Raw genomic sequence first — 15,932 nt, 5'->3', positions numbered from 1 at the left:
ATGGCGGTCGCCGCGCGGGTCGAGACGGGTCTGAATGTCGCCGCCTACAAAGTGTGGGTCGAGGCCCGGCCCGGCGACGAGCGCTGGGAGCTGATCGACGGTGTGCCGGTGATGATGTCGCCGCCATCGGCCCGGCATCAGCGCATCGTGGCCAACCTGATCAGGCGGCTCGACGACCTCGCCGAACGCCGTGGGTGCAACGCGCTCCCGGGCTTCGGCGTGCTCAGCGCGGCCATGGACGACTACGCGCCGATCCCCGATATCGTCGTGACCTGCGGCCCCCTCGGCCCGGACGGCTATACCCGCGACCCGGTACTTCTCGCCGAAGTCCTCTCGCCCTCGACCCAGAAGGCCGACCTCGGTGCAAAGACGATGTTTTATCGCACGGTGCCGAGCCTGTGCACCTTCCTGATGGTCGATCAAGAGACGGCACGGGTCGAAGTGTGGCGCCGCGGGGACGCGGGGTGGAGCATGCGCGGGGTCGGGCCCGACGAAGCCGTCGACTTGCCCGAACTCGACGGAACCCTCGCCGTCTCCGAGATCTACGCGCGCGTCGGGATCATCTGACTCGGACACGCGCGCCGCCGTTGCGGGCCGCCGCCAGGATGCTACCATCCGGGGGTCGATCGGGAGAGACCGCCATGGCCGTCGCGGCGCGACGCGAGACCCGCATGAGTGTCGCCGAATATCGCCTCTGGGTGGAGGACCGGCCGGACTGCGAGCGCTGGGAGCTGATCGACGGCGAGCCCCTGCTCATGTCGCCGCCCCGCGAGCGGCATCAGGCGATCGTGGCAAGGATCATTCGGCAACTTGGTGATCTAGCGGATCGGAAGGGCTGCCGCGCCCTGCCCGGCCTCGCCGTCCTCAGCGCCGCCATGGATGATTTCGCGCCGATCCCCGACGCGGTCGTGCGCTGCGGTCCCCTGCTGCCGGACGGGTATTCCTCCGATCCGATCCTCGTCGCCGAGGTGCTCTCGCCCAGCACCATGAGCCTCGACCGCGGCCGCAAGACCGATTTCTACCGCAGCGTCCCGAGCCTCCACCGCTTCCTCCTCGTCTCGCAGGACGAGGTGCGGATCGAGGTGTGGCGCCGTGCGGCGGAGGGGTGGGACATCGACATCCTGTACGGTGACGGCGTCCTCGATCTGCCGGAACTCGGCGGGTCGGTTGCGGTCCGGGATCTCTACACCGACATCGTCTTCTAGAATCGCCCGCCGTCCGGCGCGCCCATCCAAGGTTTCGCCCTTGCCTCACTTCGAAGATTTCTACGCCGACAAGCTCCGCGGCTCGCTCGGCGTCACCGACGCCGAATCCGTGCTCGACCTGCGCGGGACCAACCGTCCGACGGCGGAGGCCTCCCTCGCCGACATGCTCGAGCGCAGCCGCTTCGGGAAGGGCAAGACCGTGGCCATCCGCCTCGATCCGCCGCCCGAGGGCGGGGGCGAGACCCTGTTTCAGCCCACCGGCCGCCTGCTCCTCGATGCCAAGCGCAAGGGGCTGGTCGAACGCCTCCAGACCCTGCCGGCCGGCGACGGGCTCGGATTCTACGTGGCACTCACCGGCAAGGCCGCGCGTTCGGTGGAGTGATCTCCACCGGACGTCAGGCAAATCCGTGAATCTCCTCGGCCGAAACGTCATCGAACGCCTCGCCCGCTTCGGCTACGGCGCGCGCGGGATCGTCTACTGCGTCGTCGGCGCCCTCGCGCTCCTGGCCGCCCTCGGGCGCGGCGGCCGGGCCGACGACAGCGAGAGCGCGATCCGCTGGGTCTTCGCCGGGCCGTTCGGCACCATTCTGGTCGGCATCATCGCGCTTGGCCTCGCGGGTTTCGCCCTCTGGCGCTTCGTCGAGGGGCTGACCGATGCCGACCGGCGCGGCACCTCGCCGAAGGGGCTCGTGGTCCGGGCCGCCCATGTCGGCAGCGCGGTGATCTATTCGGGTCTCGCCATCACCGCCGGCAGCCTCGCGCTGGGCCTCGGCCGCCGCTCGCAGGGTGGTCATGGAATGCAGGATTGGACCGCCTGGCTCCTCGCCAAACCCTTCGGCCTGTGGTTCGTCGGGTTCATCGGCCTCGGGGTGATCGCGGGCGGCGTCGCCTTCCTCGCCAAAGCGGCCACCGGCAACGTCACCGACCGGCTGAAGCTCGCGAGCAGCCAAAGCGGGTGGGCGAAACCCGTGGGGCAGTTCGGCTACGCGGCGCGGGGCGTCGCCTTCGTCATCATCGGCGGGTTCTTCATCGCGGCGGCGTGGTATCAGGCGTCGTCCGAGGTGAAGGGCCTCGCCGGGGCCTTCGCCGCCCTGCGGGCGCAGCCCTACGGCTGGGTGCTCCTCGCCATCGTGGCCGCCGGCCATGTCGCGTTCGGGGTCTTCGGCCTGATTCAGGCCCGGTTCCGCCACATCGACGCGCCCGACCTCGACGAGACCGACGACGCCGTACGCGACGCCCTGCGCGGCGCGAGTTGAGCGACCTCGGACGCCGGCGCGTGCGTTGACAGATCCGGGGCCGGCGCCGATACCGCGCTTCGGCCCGGAACCCATGCAGAAGCGCATTTACAAGAACGCGGTGATGGTGGTCCACGATTGCGTGGCGACTGCCCTGGCCGTGATCCTCACCTTCGTCTTCCGCTTCAACGGCGATCCCCTCGCCGAGCGTCTGCACGCGCTTCCCCTGCTGCTACCGCCCTTCGTGCTGTTCGCGGCCCTCGTCTACACGCGGTTCCGGCTCTATCGGACCAAGTGGCGCTTCGCCTCTCTGCCCGACCTTGCGGGCATCGTGCGGGCGGCGAGTGTGCTCGCCCTGGCGCTCCTGGTGCTGGACTACGTCCTCGTCTCCTCGACGATGTACGGGTTCTACTTCTTCGGCAAGATCGCCATCGGCCTGTACTGGGTGCTGCAGATCTTCCTGCTCGGTGGCCCGCGCCTCGCCTTCCGCTACCTCAAATACACCCGCTCGCGGCAGAGCCAGGCCCGCGCGGCGACGACGCCGACCCTGCTGCTCGGGCGCGGCAGCGAGATCGAGATCCTGGTGCGGGCCATCGAATCCGGCTCCGTGCGGCGTCTCGCACCCAAGGGCATCCTGTCGCCGCGCGTCGACGAGACCGGTCAGACCATGCGCGGCGTGCCCGTCCTCGGATCCTTCGCCGATCTCGAACGCGTGGTGGCCGAACTCGCCCGCGACGGCACGCCCGTGCGCCGCCTCGTGGCCGTCCCGAGCGCCCTCGCGCCCGAGGCGGAACCCGACGACGTCATCGCCCGCGCCCGCCGCCTCGGCCTGCCCCTGTCGCGCGTCACGAGTCTCGGCGAGAACATGCGCGACGCCGGCCTCGCGCCCCTGGAGATCGAGGACCTGCTCCTGCGTCCCACCGTCGCCATCGACCGGCCGCGCCTGGAGCGCCTGCTCACGGCCAAGCGCGTGATCGTGACGGGCGGCGGCGGCTCCATCGGCTCGGAGATCTGTGCCCGGGCCGTGGCGTTCGGCGCGACCGCGGTGCTCGTGGTCGAGAGTTCGGAGCCGGCGCTCCACGGTATCCTGAGCCGGCCGGATCTGGCCGAGGCCGACGTCACCGGCGTCCTCGCCGACATCCGCGACCCCGCCCGGCTTCACGCCGTCTTCGCGGATTTCCGGCCGGACTACGTCTTCCACGCCGCCGCTCTCAAGCAGGTGCCCTATCTCGAGCGCGACTGGACCGAGGGCATCAAGACCAACGTGTTCGGCTCCATCAACGTCGCGGAGGCCACTCTGGCGGTCGGCGCGCGGGCCCTGGTGATGATCTCCACGGACAAGGCCATCGAGCCGGTATCGCAGCTCGGCGCCACCAAGCGCTTCGCCGAGATGGTCGCCCAGGCGCATGACGCCGCTCAGGGATGCGCGGCGGACGCGGTACCGACCCGGCTCATCGCCGTGCGCTTCGGCAACGTGCTGGGTTCCGTCGGCTCCGTCGTGCCGGTGTTCAAGGCGCAGATCGCCCGGGGCGGCCCCGTCACCGTCACGGACCCCGAGATGGTGCGCTACTTCATGACCGTGCGGGAGGCCGCCGACCTCGTTCTCACCGCCGCCTCGCACGCCGACCGGGAGGCCCGCGCCGTGACCTGCGCGGGCGGCGTCGATCAGCGCGCGGCGGTCTACGTCCTCAAGATGGGCCAGCCCGTCCGCATCGGCGACCTCGCCGAGCGGATGATCCGGCTCGCCGGCTTCGAACCCGGCGTCGATATCGACATCGTCCACACGGGCTCGCGCCCCGGCGAGCGCCTCAACGAGATCCTGTTCGCCCGCGAGGAGCCGCGCGTCGCCCTCGACGGGATCGATGGTGTCATGGCCGCGCGCCCGGTCTTCGCCGATCGGACGGTCCTCGACGGCTGGATCGCGCGTCTGCATGCGGCGGTCGCGTGCCAGGACCGGGCGGCGGCGGAGGCGGTATTCTGCGAAGCGATTCCCGACTTCCGCAATCGTCCGACGCCGCCGCTGCCCGTGCCGGAGACGGAACCGGACCAGCCGATTCCTGTTGGTCCCTCACGCAAATCGCGGGAACCAACGGCAGCGCTTCGTCATTGAGGCGCTGACCCGAACGTTAGAGACCGGGCCGGCCGGATTGACCGGCGCGGTCGGACGATCCGAGGAGAAGATCTTGCAGAGTGTTTCGAAGCTCCTGGCGGGCAGCGTGTTCGCGATGGCCCTCGGCCTCGCCGCCGCGCCCGCCTTCGCCCAGGGTATCTCCATCGGACCGGGCGGCGTTCAGGTCGATCCGGGCTACCGGCGCGGTTATGACGATCGCGGTCCCCCGCGCAGCGAGCTCAGCCGCGGCGAGGCCACCCGCATCGCCCGCCGCGAAGGTCTCGTCGATGTGGACGGCGTCGATCGTCGCGGGCCCCGGATGATCGTGCGCGGGTCCGACCGGCGGGGCGACGACATGACCGTCGTCCTCGACAGCCGCTCCGGCGACGTGATCGACGTGCGCCGCTGAGGCGTCTTCGCGTTTCGAGATCCGAGGGTCCGGCGTCATGTGCCGGGCCCTTTTCTATGCCGTCTCGGCGCGGGCGAAGCGGGCGAGCCCGTCCCGCGTCGTGCGCGACGGGGTCCAGCCCAAGGCCGACAGGCCGTCGGTCCGGGCGACGAGCGTTGTCGAGAGCCGGGCATAGGCCTCCTCCCGTCCCGCGAGACGGCAGGCGAGACCGATGAGGCCGGTGGGCACCCGGACGAGTTTCGGCGCCTTGCCGAGTCCCTCGCGCAGCGCCTCGATCATCTCCGGCAGGCTCAGGGGATCGGGCTCGGCGACCACGAGGGGCCGGCCGAGGGGCGCGGGCGCGCTGAGGGCGGCGATGACGGCCCCGGCCAGGTTGTCCACGGACACGAGGGAGCGCCGGGCGGTGAGGCCCGCAAGCGGTAAGGGATAGGGCGTGCGGGCGAGGCGCAGCAGCGCCGCCATGTTGCCCTTCACGCCCGCGCCGTAGACGAGGACCGGCCGCAGGGCGACCCAGTCGAGGCCGATCTCGGCGAGCGCGTCCTCCGCCGCCAGTTTCGAGCGGCCATAGGCGTCCGTCGGCGCGGGCGCATCGCTCTCGGAGACGGTGCCGATGGCGCTCGGACCGGTCTGGGCGCGGATCGAGGACAGGAACACGAAGCGGCGCACCCGGGCCCGGGCGGCACATTCGGCCAGACGCCGCGTGGCTTCGGTGTTGGACGTGCGAAAGTCGTCCTCGGGCGTGCCCGACATGGCGTGTGCGAGTCCGGCCGAATGCACGATGGCATCGACCCCGGCGAGCGCCGCCGCCATGTTCATCGGGCGGCTGAGATCCCCCACCACGGCGCCGCTCGCGCCCTCCGGCACGGTGACCGGCCGGCGCAGCAGAACGCGCACCCGGTAGCCCTGGGCCGAGAGGGCGTGGAGCAGGTGGCGGCCGATGAACCCCGTGGCCCCCGTCAACGCGATGAGCTGTCCGCCCAAAGTCTTCTCCCCCTCAAGCGGTGGTCCGGCGCCGCGCGAAGGCGTGCAGGACACCGGCCACCAGGGCGGCCCCCGCCCCGAAAGTGAGGACGGTGACGGGCCAGGACGGCCAAAGCAAGGTTGCGCCGGCGAGGGCCGCCAGGGCGATGTTGAGAACGAAGACCCGGCCGACCACGGCGATGACCGAAAATCCGTTGTCGGTGGCGCGCTGGTAGAAATGCGAGCGATGAGCCTGCCAGACCGGCTCGCGCCGCAGGAGCCGGCGGCCCAGGGTCAGGGTCGCGTCGGCGAGGTAGTACAGGGGCAGCAGGATCGCGGCGGCGAACCCACCCTCGACGGCGAGGCGATAGAGCAGCCATGCCCCGAGCAGGCCGATGGGCAGGGAGCCGACATCGCCGAGGAACAGCCGCGCCACGGGCCGGTTGAACGGCGCGAAGCCGAGCATCGCCCCGAGGAGGGCCCCAGCAACCAGCATGGGCAGGAACGGCAGTCCCCCGACCATACCGAGGAGCAGCAGGGCGGCGGTGAGGGGCACGAATTCGGCGACGCTCATCCAGTCGAGCCCGTCCATGAAGTTGACGAGGTTGACGAACCAGACGCCCGCCAGGATCGCGGCGGCGCGTTCCACCGCCATTGGCAGCCCCGGCATCAGGCGCCCGCCCACCGCCATCACCAGTCCGGCGATGACGAGAATCTGCACGCCGAGCCGGAGGGAGGCCGGCAGGGGACGGATGTCGTCCACGGCGCCAAGGACGGCGAGCGCCAGCACCGCATGGGCAAGGATTAGGGCCTCCAGCGCGTCGAGCCCGGCCCCGCGCAGGGCCAGCCCGGCGCCGACGCTGGCCAGGACCGCCAGCACGATGGCGATGCCGCCGCCCTGCGGGGTCGGCACCGTGTGGCTGGAGCGGGCATTGGGACGGGCGAGGGCGTAGCGCTGGAGGAGCTGGCGCAGGGCGAGGATCAGCCCCGCGCTCACCCCGGCGGCGAGGGGGACGGCGACGAGCGGCGCGAGGAGCATGACAGGTCCGTGATACGGGAGATCTCCCCCCGAAACGTGTCGGGTTTCTAAGGGCCGAGCCCTTCGCGGGTCCAGGGCGGAGCCCTGGGACGACGTCGGGCTCTGCCCGATACCCGCCGAAGGGATAATCCCTTCGGAATCTCAAGCCCCGGGGTGGCGTCGCCTGCACTCCGGAGCGATCCTTGGTGAGAAGAGGTCCAGAGGCCTCTTAGAACACCTTCTCGACGTCGGCCCGGCGGCCAACCCCGTCCGCCTTGTCGGCGGCCTGCTTGTCGAGGGACCGGTTCACCACCTTGGCCAACCCGACCATGATGGTGTCGAGGATGTAGTCCTTCGGCGTGTAGACGGCGGTCACACCCATGTTCTTGAGCACCAGCTCGTCGTCGGGCGAGATGATGCCGCCCACCACCACGGGGATGTGGTCGAGGCCGGCTTCGCGCATCTTCGCCTTCACGTCGCGGACCAGCGGCACGTGGCTGCCGGACAGGATCGACAGGCCGACCACGTGGGCGCCGGTTTCCTTGGCCTTGGCGACGATCTCGGCCGGGGTCTGGCGGATGCCGTCATAGGTCACGTCGAAGCCGACATCGCGGGCGCGGAGCGCGATCTGCTCGGCGCCGTTGGAATGGCCGTCGAGGCCGGGCTTGCCGACCACGAGCTTCGGGGTCTCGCCGAGGCGCTCGCCGAGATCGGCGATGAGGAGCTTGGCTTCCTCGGCCGCGCCGGACGACACCGTCTCCAGCGTCACGCCCGTGGGGGCACGGTACTCGCCGAACACTTCGCGCAGGCGCGTGCCCCACTCGCCGGTGGTGACGCCGGCCTTGGCGGCGGCGATGGAGACTGGCATGATGTTGGCGCCCGAGCGGGCCGCCGCCTCGAGGTCGGCGAGCGCCTTCTCGACGGCCTTGCTGTCCCGCTGCGAGCGCCAGGCGCGGATGCGCTGCTCGGCCTCCATCTCCACGGTCTCCGAGACGGTGAAGATCGCGCCCTCCCCGGCAGTCAGCGGCGAGGGCTCGCCGGCCTGGAACTTGTTGACGCCGACCACGACCTGATCGCCGGCCTCGATGGCCGAGATGCGCTTGGCGTTGGACTCGACGAGGGCGCGCTTGAGGGCGCCGGTCTCCACCGCAGCCACGGCGCCGCCGATCCCGCCGATTTCCTCCAAAGCCTTGCGGGTCTCGGCCTTCAGGGACTCGACCTTGGCGTCGATCACCGTCGAACCGTCGAAAATGTCGTCGTACTCGAGAAGATCCGTCTCGAAGGCGAGGATCTGCTGCATCCGCATGGACCATTGCTGGTCCCAGGGACGCGGCAGGCCCAAAGCCTCGTTCCAGGCCGGCAGCTGCACGGCCCGCGCCCGGGCGCGCTTCGAGAGCGTCACGGCCAGCATCTCGATGAGGATGCGATGGACGTTGTTCTCGGGCTGCTGCTCCGTCAGGCCGAGGCTGTTGACCTGGACGCCGTAGCGGAAGATCCGCTTCTTCGGGTCGGTGATGCCGTAGCGCTCCTGGGCGATCTCGTCCCAGAGCTCGGCGAACGCCCGCATCTTGCAGATCTCGGTGACGAACCGCATGCCGGCATTCACGAAGAACGAGATCCGGCTGAACACGTCGGCGAAGCTCGCCTCGTCGAAATCGGGGTCGTCCCGCACCGTGTCGAGCACCGCGATGGCGATGGCCAGGGCGTAGGACAGCTCCTGCACCGGCGTCGCCCCGGCCTCCTGCAGGTGATAGGAACACACGTTCATCGGGTTCCACTTCGGCACCGCCTTGGTGGTGAACAGGATCACGTCCTTGGTCAGCCGCAGGGACGGGGCCGGCGGGAACACGTAGGTGCCGCGCGACAGGTACTCCTTGATGATGTCGTTCTGCGTCGTGCCCTGCAGCCCCGAGAACGGCGCGCCCTGCTCCTCGGCCACGGCGAGGTAGAGCGACAACAGCCACGGCGCCGTGGCGTTGATCGTCATCGAGGTGTTCATCTGCTGCAGCGGGATCTGGTCGAACAGCGTCCGCATGTCGCCGAGATGCGCGATGGAGACGCCGACCTTGCCGACCTCGCCGCGCGCCAGCTCGTGGTCCGGATCGTAGCCCGTCTGCGTCGGCAGATCGAAGGCCACCGACAGGCCGGTCTGCCCCTTGGCGAGGTTGCCCCGGTACAGTTCGTTGGATTCCTTGGCATTGGAATGCCCGGCATAGGTCCGGATGATCCAGGGCTTGTCGCGCTTGACCTCGGCGACGGTCGCGTTCGCGCTCATTCCACTCGACTCCGTTGGATGCTGTGCCGCGCTTGACCGCGCGTGATGCGCGGCACCCTAACCAAGCGATACGCGCGCGTCATCTGGCCGAAGGTTCGGCATCGGGACGTTGGCGTGCGAAGGCTTGGAAAAATTCTAGGTCCATGGCGAAAGCGAATTGAACGGCGCGTCGTGAAAAAGAGCCGCCAAGATGAACCTAAGCACTTGAGATACCGGTGAGATCCGACTCAAGTTCGAGCAAACGCGGCCCAATGAATATTGAATACGCATACAGGCCGTCGCACGAAGGGCGGTTCACCCACGGGGCGGCACCTTCATGGCCTTTAGTGGGGCCTTGGAGCGGTTCAGGTTCGCCGATATAGGGTCGCTCAGAACAAGATAAGGGAGAGCCAGGATGGCCGCGAGCGCTGCGTCGAGCACGACTGAAATCAAGGACTTGTACGAGATGGGCGAGGTTCCGCCCCTCGGTCACGTGCCGGCGAAGATGTACGCCTGGGCGATCCGGCGCGAGCGCCACGGTCCGCCGGAGCAGTCGCACCTGCTCGAGGTGCTGCCGGTCTGGGAGATCGGCGACGACGAGGTGCTGGTCTACGTCATGGCCGCCGGCGTCAACTACAACGGCGTCTGGGCCGGCCTCGGCGAGCCGATCTCGCCCTTCGACGTGCATAAGGGCGAGTACCACATCGCGGGCTCCGACGCGTCGGGCATCGTCTGGAAGGTCGGCGCCAAGGTGAAGCGTTGGAAGGTCGGCGACGAGGTTATCGTCCACTGCAACCAGGACGACGGCGACGACGAGGAGTGCAACGGCGGCGACCCGATGTTCTCGTCCTCCCAGCGCATTTGGGGCTACGAGACCGGGGACGGCTCCTTCGCCCAGTATTGCAGGGTGCAGTCGCGCCAGCTCATGGCCCGCCCCAAGCACCTCACCTGGGAGGAAGCGGCCTGCTACACGCTGACCCTCGCCACCGCCTACCGCATGCTGTTCGGCCACGCGCCGCACACCGTTCGTCCCGGCCAGAACGTCCTGATCTGGGGGGCAAGCGGCGGTCTGGGCGTGTTCGGCGTCCAGCTCTGCGCGGCGTCCGGCGCCAACGCCATCGCGGTGATCTCCGACGAGTCGAAGCGCGACTACGTCATGAGTCTCGGCGCCAAGGGCGTCATCAACCGCAAGGAGTTCGACTGCTGGGGCCAGCTGCCGAAGGTGAACTCGCCTGAGTACAACACCTGGCTCAAGGAAGCCCGGAAGTTCGGCAAGGCGATCTGGGACATCACCGGCAAGGGCAACGATGTCGACATCGTGTTCGAGCACCCGGGTGAATCGACCTTCCCGGTCTCGACGCTGGTGGCCAAGCGCGGCGGCATGATCGTGTTCTGCGCCGGCACCACCGGCTTCAACATCACCTTCGACGCCCGCTACGTCTGGATGCGCCAGAAGCGCATTCAGGGCTCGCACTTCGCCCACCTGAAGCAGGCCTCGGCCGCCAACCAGTTCGTCATGGATCAGCGCATCGACCCGTGCATGAGCGAGGTGTTCCCCTGGGAGAAGATTCCCCAGGCTCACACCAAGATGTGGAAGAACCAGCACCCGCCCGGCAACATGGCCTGCCTCGTCAACGCGCCTCGCGCCGGCCTGCGGACCGTGGAGGACGTGATCGAGGCCGGGCCGAGCCCGAAGGCCTGATCGAAACGGGCCTTATCGGCGCAAAAGTCACCTGCCCTTCTCGGAGGGCAGGTGCTTGGCGTAATCCTCGCGTTCCTCTTTCTGCTTGATGAGGTCCGCATAGGCCTGCCGCATCTCGGGCGAGACGGAGACGGAGCGGGTCTTCTCCTTCTTGCGCTTGGGCGCCTTCTTGAACTGGTTGGCGGTCTCGGTCATCGGCTGGTTCCGGATGGGTCGCGTCGCCTCAGCATAGGCCAGCCCGACGACGTTCGCGAGACGTCAGGGACGGATGGTTCCGGTCGGACCCTTGCGCTGGTAGAGAACGGTCCAGCAAGCCCCCCGGATCGGACGAAAGACCATGGAAAAGTTCACCACCCTGGAGGGCGTCGCGGCGCCCATGCGGATCATCAACGTCGACACCGACCGGATCATCCCGAAGCAGTACCTCAAGACCATCAAGCGCACGGGGCTCGGCAAGGGCCTGTTCTCGGAGATGCGCTACCGCGACGATGGTTCGGAGAACCCCGACTTCGTCCTCAACAAGCCGGCCTATCGCAACACGAAGATCCTCGTGGTCGGCGACAATTTCGGCTGCGGCTCGTCGCGTGAGCACGCGCCCTGGGCGCTGACCGATTTCGGTATCCGCTGCGTGATCTCCACGAGCTTTGCCGACATCTTCTTCAACAACTGCGCCAAGAACGGCATCCTGGCGATCACGGTCTCGGCCGAGGATCTCGAGAAGCTGTTCGAGGATGCCGAGCGCGGCGCCAACGCCACCCTGTCGGTGGACCTCATGGCCCAGACCATCAAGGGGCCGGACGGCGGCACCCTGCATTTCGACATCGATCCGGGCCGTAAGGAGAGCCTGCTCAACGGCCTCGACGAGATCGGCCTGACCCTGAAGCGGGCCCCGGCCATCGACGCCTACGAGGACAAGATCGCCGCGCGCGGCTGGGCGTGAGATCGCGCATGCTCATGGTTCGTTTACCATGGGCACGCCTTAAGGGTGGGTAGACCCGCACCCGCTCCGGAGACCGCCCCATGACGCCGCGCGCGACGCTCACCGCCCTCCTCTGCCTCGCCGGCACCGCCGCCGCGCCGGAGGCCCGCGCCGACTTCCCGGATTGCCTCGCCGGTCTCCAGGCGCAGGCCGCGGCGCAGGGCATCTCGGCCCAGGCGTTTCGCGCCGCGACGAACGGCATCGCCCACGATCCCAAGGTCCTCGAACTCGCCAGCGCCCAGCCCGAGTTCAAGACGCCGATCTGGGACTATATGGCGGCCCTGGTCGACGAGGAGCGCGTCGACGACGGCAAGGCGGCGATGAAGCAGCACGGCCAGGCGCTCGCCAACGCGGAGAGCCGCTACAGCGTCGACCGCTACACCATCGCGGCGGTATGGGGCGTCGAATCGAACTTCGGCAAGAACCTCGGCAAGATGCCGCTCGTCCAGTCCTTCGCCACGCTTATCTGCGCCAACCACCGCCGGAAGGAGTTCTTCAAGGGCGAACTGATGGCGACGTTCAAGATCATCGAGCGCGGCGACATCGATCCCTCGCGCCTCAACGGCTCCTGGGCCGGCGCCTTCGGCCAGACCCAGTTCATGCCCACCACCTACCAGCGCCTCGCCGTCGACGGCGACGGCGACGGCCGCCGCGACCTCGTCGATTCGGTTCCCGATGCCGTCGCCTCCACGGCGAACTTTCTGCGCGTGGCGAAGTGGCAGAACGGTCAGCCCTGGGGCTACGAGGTCCGCCTGCCGCGCAGCTTCAACGCCGGTGCCGCCGGCCGCAAGAACCGGCACGCCGTGTCGCACTGGGCGTCCCTGGGCGTGACCCGCATCGACGGCCGTCCCCTCACGGGCGACGCGCCCATCGGCATCCTGATCCCCGCCGGGGTGAACGGCCCCGCCTTCGCCGTCACCAAGAACTTCGACGCGCTCTACTCCTACAACGCCGCCGAATCCTACGGCCTCGCCATCGCGGTCCTGTCCGACCGCCTGCGGGGGCGCCCCGGCATCCAGGCCGAGTGGCCCACCGACGATCCGCCCCTGTCGCGGGCTGAGCGCCGCGACCTCCAAACCCGGCTGGCGGCCCGTGGCTACGACGTCGGCGAACCCGACGGCAAGGTCGGCTCCAAGACCCGCGACGCCATCAAGGAGATCGAGCGCAGCCTCGGCATGCCGCAGACCGGCCGTCCGGGCGCGAAGGTGCTGGAGGCCCTGCGGCGGGGATGAGCAGGGAGCGGAGATCTGCTCGTCTCATCCCACCCACTGCCTGACGATGGGAAACGAAAAAGGCCGGGCAATCGCCCGGCCTTCTGCATTCGTCCAAATCCGAAAGACTTACTCGGCGGCGGTCTTCGCGGCGGACTTGGCGGCCTTCTCGGCCTTGCGGGCGTCCTTGTTCGCCTTCGAGGCGTCGGCCTTGGCGGCCTTCTCGGCGGGGCGGTCGGCGCGCTCGACGATGCGGGCGGACTTCCCGCGACGGTCGCGCAGGTAGTACAGCTTGGCGCGACGCACCTTGCCGCGACGCACGACGGTGATGGATTCGATGAGGGGCGAGTAGAGCGGGAACACGCGCTCGACGCCTTCACCGTAGGAGATCTTGCGGACGGTGAAGCTCTCGTTGAGGCTGCCGCCGGAGCGGGCGATGCACACGCCCTCGTAGGCCTGCACGCGGGTGCGCTCGCCTTCCTTCACCTTGACGTTCACGATGACCGTGTCGCCGGGCTGAAAGTCGGGAATGGTCTTGTTGAGCGAAGCGATCTGCTCCTGCTCGAGCTGCTGGATGATGTTCATCGGTCACGTCCTGCCGGTGCGCGCCCGGAATCCCCGGATGGGATCGTGGGCGTCAGGATTTCGGCATCCTGTTTTGAGTTGAGGCGGGCCATACACGAGGCGTGTATTTTTGTCTACGCAGCGTAGCTTTTTTCGTGAATCTCGCTCTCGGAGATTCGCGAACTTCCTTTGGCAACACGCCGCTGCGATCCCCCCGGGAGTTGAGAAAATCATCCACGGGGTCCACATGGATATCCATGCTGGATGTATCCGGCATCATTCCCGGCCGGCCTTGAACCGGCGCAGCGGACGAGGATCCTCGCACCCATGTTCATCCAGACCGAAGCCACCCCGAATCCCGCCACCCTGAAGTTCCTGCCCGGCCGCGTGGTGCTGGACACCGGCACCTTCGAGGCGCGCGACGCCGAGGCCGCCACTCGCTCGCCCCTGGCCCAGCGCCTGTTCGACGTGCCGGGCGTCGCCGGGGTCTATTTCGGCCACGACTTCATCTCCGTCACCAAGGCCGAGGACGAGAACCTGTGGCCGCAGGTGAAGCCCGCCATCCTCGGCGCGATCATGGAGCATTTCCAGTCCGGCGCTCCGGTCCTGGCCGAGGGCACCAGTTCCGCGGACGACGACGCGGAAGAATTCTTCGATCCGGCCGACGCCGACACGGTCGTCACCATCAAGGACCTGCTCGAGACCCGCGTGCGCCCGGCGGTGGCCGGCGACGGCGGCGACATCACCTTCCGGGGTTACAAGGAAGGCGTGGTCTACCTCGAGATGAAGGGCGCCTGCTCGGGCTGCCCCTCCTCCACCGCGACCCTGCGCAACGGCGTCCAGAACCTGTTCCGCCACTTCCTGCCGGAGATCCGCGAAGTCCAAGCCATTTGAGGGCCTGAGGCGCGCCGCCTTTCGGCGCAAAGCGGCAACACTGCACCGCGAATCTCTCCGATCCGGCCGCTCCGCACTCACGGGGCGGCCGTTTTTGTCCTACCATCCAGGTCCCGGCGGGCTCGCATTCAAGGCCCCGGCGGGAGCGTGATCGGCTCATGCGGGCCGGGGCACATCGGGAGTGACGTTGCGTATCCTGGCCATCGACACGGCGCTCGACGCCTGCTCCGTCTGCATCGCGACGGATGCGTCCGACGATCTCCTCGCCCACGAGTCGATGATCCTCGGGCGCGGCCATGCCGAGGCCCTGCTGCCCATGGTCGAGCGCGTGGTGTCGCGCGTGGAAGGCGGCTTCGAGGCCCTCGACCGCGTCGCCGTCACCGTCGGCCCCGGCAGCTACACCGGCCTGCGCGTCGGCCTCTCGGCGGCCCGCGCCATCGGACTCGCCGTCGGCATCCCCGTCGTCGGCGTCACCACCCTGTCGGCCCTGCTCGCCCCCCTTCTGGCCCTCAACGGCGACGGCCTCATCGTCGCCGCCATCGATGCCCGCCACGGTGCGGTCTACCTCCAGGCCATGAGCATGGCCGACGGCATCGTCGTCCCCCCGAGCCTGCTTCCCCTGGAGGAAGCCGCCGCCATGCTCGACGGCACCGTGACCCTCGTAGGCTCCGGCGCGCCGGCGCTGGCCGCCCTCCTGAAAGCGCGCGGCCTCGACGTGCAGCTCGCCGGGACGGGGCCCGCCGACATCGCCTGGATCGCCTCCCTCGGCATGCTGGCCGACCCGGCCCAGGCCCTCGCCCGCCCGCTCTACCTGCGCGGCCCCGACGCGCAGCCCCAGGATCACGCGAGGCTCGCCCGCCGATGACGCGACCGATGACCCCGTTCTGGCCCTTCGAGATGTGGTCCGCGTGGTGGGAGGCCTGGGGCGGGGCGCCCTACGTGGCGCCCTTGCGCGATTCCGGTCAGGCCCGGGCCCTCGCCCGGCTCCACGCCACCGCCTTCGCCCGGCCGTGGGACGCCCACGAATTCGAGCGCATGCTGTGCGAGCGCTCCACCGAGGCCCATGCCCTGTGGAAGGGCGGCACGATCCAGGGCTTCGTCCTCTCGCGAAAGGCCGCGGACGAGGCCGAGATCCTCACCGTGGTGCTGGCGCCGAGCGCGCGCGGCCACGGCCTGAGCCGCAGGCTCGTCGCCGACCACCTCGCCCACCTCGCGTTAAGCGGCGTGCGCCGGGTCCATCTCGAGGTTGACGAGGGCAACGCGCCGGCCCTCAAGCTCTATGCCCGCCACGGGTTCCGGCAGGTCGGCGAACGCACGGGTTACTACGCCCGCGCCGATGGCGGCCGCGCCACCGCCCTCACCATGACGGCCGAGCTGGCGTGAGGCGCCCG

Annotated in this window: 17 protein-coding genes; 12 read left to right on the top strand and 5 right to left on the bottom strand. The window is 69.2% G+C overall.

The annotated features are described in order from the left end of the window. The 6 genes from MKK49_RS20490 to MKK49_RS20465 all read left to right on the top strand — a co-directional run bounded on the left by MKK49_RS20490 (position 1) and on the right by MKK49_RS20465 (position 4,959). The gene (locus tag MKK49_RS20490; RefSeq protein ID WP_244031676.1) at positions 1-567 is read left to right on the top strand and encodes a Uma2 family endonuclease; all 567 of its coding nucleotides are present in this window, start codon (positions 1-3) and stop codon (positions 565-567) included. A 74-nt stretch (positions 568-641) separates the two neighbouring features. After that, a complete protein-coding gene (locus tag MKK49_RS20485) occupies positions 642-1,205 on the top strand; it encodes a Uma2 family endonuclease (protein WP_244031674.1) in 564 nt (187 codons plus the stop codon). A gap of 40 nt (positions 1,206-1,245) precedes the next feature. Beyond that, positions 1,246-1,587: a hypothetical protein gene (locus MKK49_RS20480; protein WP_056093714.1), complete on the top strand. Its 342-nt coding sequence runs from the start codon at positions 1,246-1,248 to the stop codon at positions 1,585-1,587. A 25-nt stretch (positions 1,588-1,612) separates the two neighbouring features. Then, positions 1,613-2,461, top strand: coding sequence for a DUF1206 domain-containing protein (locus tag MKK49_RS20475; RefSeq protein ID WP_244031673.1), 849 nt, complete (start codon positions 1,613-1,615; stop codon positions 2,459-2,461). A gap of 73 nt (positions 2,462-2,534) precedes the next feature. Continuing rightward, positions 2,535-4,550: an SDR family NAD(P)-dependent oxidoreductase gene (locus MKK49_RS20470; RefSeq protein WP_244031672.1), complete on the top strand. Its 2,016-nt coding sequence runs from the start codon at positions 2,535-2,537 to the stop codon at positions 4,548-4,550. A gap of 73 nt (positions 4,551-4,623) precedes the next feature. Then, positions 4,624-4,959 (top strand): PepSY domain-containing protein, encoded by a 336-nt coding sequence (locus MKK49_RS20465; protein WP_244031671.1) that lies wholly within the window; start codon positions 4,624-4,626, stop codon positions 4,957-4,959. 54 nt (positions 4,960-5,013) lie between these two features. On the opposite strand, the gene MKK49_RS20460 is transcribed toward MKK49_RS20465, so the two are convergent. From MKK49_RS20460 to MKK49_RS20450, 3 genes are all read right to left on the bottom strand, one after another. Continuing rightward, the gene (locus MKK49_RS20460; RefSeq protein WP_244031670.1) at positions 5,014-5,940 is read right to left on the bottom strand and encodes an NAD-dependent epimerase/dehydratase family protein; all 927 of its coding nucleotides are present in this window, start codon (positions 5,938-5,940) and stop codon (positions 5,014-5,016) included. A gap of 13 nt (positions 5,941-5,953) precedes the next feature. Continuing rightward, entirely contained in the window at positions 5,954-6,958 is a 1,005-nt protein-coding gene (locus tag MKK49_RS20455; RefSeq protein WP_244031669.1) for a glycosyl transferase, read from the bottom strand. A 208-nt stretch (positions 6,959-7,166) separates the two neighbouring features. Further along, positions 7,167-9,212 carry a protein meaA gene (locus tag MKK49_RS20450; RefSeq protein ID WP_244031668.1) on the bottom strand — a complete coding sequence of 682 codons (2,046 nt, stop codon included), beginning with the start codon at positions 9,210-9,212 and terminating at the stop codon, positions 7,167-7,169. 394 nt (positions 9,213-9,606) lie between these two features. Between MKK49_RS20450 and ccrA the strand changes: the two genes are divergently transcribed. Beyond that, on the top strand, positions 9,607-10,893 hold the full coding sequence (gene ccrA, locus MKK49_RS20445) for a crotonyl-CoA carboxylase/reductase (protein WP_244031666.1): 1,287 nt from the start codon (positions 9,607-9,609) through the stop codon (positions 10,891-10,893). Positions 10,894-10,920: 27 nt separating this feature from the next. On the opposite strand, the gene MKK49_RS20440 is transcribed toward ccrA, so the two are convergent. Then, positions 10,921-11,088, bottom strand: a complete 168-nt coding sequence (locus tag MKK49_RS20440) for a hypothetical protein (RefSeq protein ID WP_187272997.1) — start codon at positions 11,086-11,088, stop codon at positions 10,921-10,923. Positions 11,089-11,230: 142 nt separating this feature from the next. Here MKK49_RS20440 and leuD point away from each other — a divergent pair, with 142 nt between their 5' ends. Both leuD and MKK49_RS20430 read left to right on the top strand, forming a co-directional pair. Beyond that, complete coding sequence (leuD, locus tag MKK49_RS20435) at positions 11,231-11,833, top strand: 3-isopropylmalate dehydratase small subunit (protein ID WP_244031664.1); 603 nt, start codon at positions 11,231-11,233, stop codon at positions 11,831-11,833. Positions 11,834-11,913: 80 nt separating this feature from the next. After that, positions 11,914-13,104 carry a lytic murein transglycosylase gene (locus MKK49_RS20430; RefSeq protein ID WP_244031662.1) on the top strand — a complete coding sequence of 397 codons (1,191 nt, stop codon included), beginning with the start codon at positions 11,914-11,916 and terminating at the stop codon, positions 13,102-13,104. A 108-nt stretch (positions 13,105-13,212) separates the two neighbouring features. Here MKK49_RS20430 and rplS read toward each other — a convergent pair whose 3' ends face one another. Beyond that, entirely contained in the window at positions 13,213-13,668 is a 456-nt protein-coding gene (gene rplS / locus MKK49_RS20425) for a 50S ribosomal protein L19 (RefSeq protein WP_244031660.1), read from the bottom strand. 306 nt (positions 13,669-13,974) lie between these two features. Between rplS and MKK49_RS20420 the strand changes: the two genes are divergently transcribed. From MKK49_RS20420 to MKK49_RS20410, 3 genes are all read left to right on the top strand, one after another. Beyond that, a complete protein-coding gene (locus MKK49_RS20420) occupies positions 13,975-14,541 on the top strand; it encodes a NifU family protein (RefSeq protein WP_244031659.1) in 567 nt (188 codons plus the stop codon). 187 nt (positions 14,542-14,728) lie between these two features. Beyond that, the gene (tsaB, locus tag MKK49_RS20415; protein ID WP_244031658.1) at positions 14,729-15,406 is read left to right on the top strand and encodes a tRNA (adenosine(37)-N6)-threonylcarbamoyltransferase complex dimerization subunit type 1 TsaB; all 678 of its coding nucleotides are present in this window, start codon (positions 14,729-14,731) and stop codon (positions 15,404-15,406) included. Further along, the gene (locus tag MKK49_RS20410) at positions 15,403-15,924 is read left to right on the top strand and encodes a GNAT family N-acetyltransferase (protein ID WP_244031657.1); all 522 of its coding nucleotides are present in this window, start codon (positions 15,403-15,405) and stop codon (positions 15,922-15,924) included. The genes tsaB and MKK49_RS20410 overlap by 4 nt, the downstream gene beginning before the upstream one ends. Positions 15,925-15,932 lie beyond the last annotated feature (8 nt).

It is taken from the genome of Methylobacterium sp. J-090 (assembly GCF_022829345.1).
In the GTDB taxonomy this organism is placed as follows: Bacteria; Pseudomonadota; Alphaproteobacteria; order Rhizobiales; family Beijerinckiaceae; genus Methylobacterium.
Note: the sequence above shows the minus strand (reverse complement) of the source record. Positions and strands in the feature narration are given on the sequence as shown.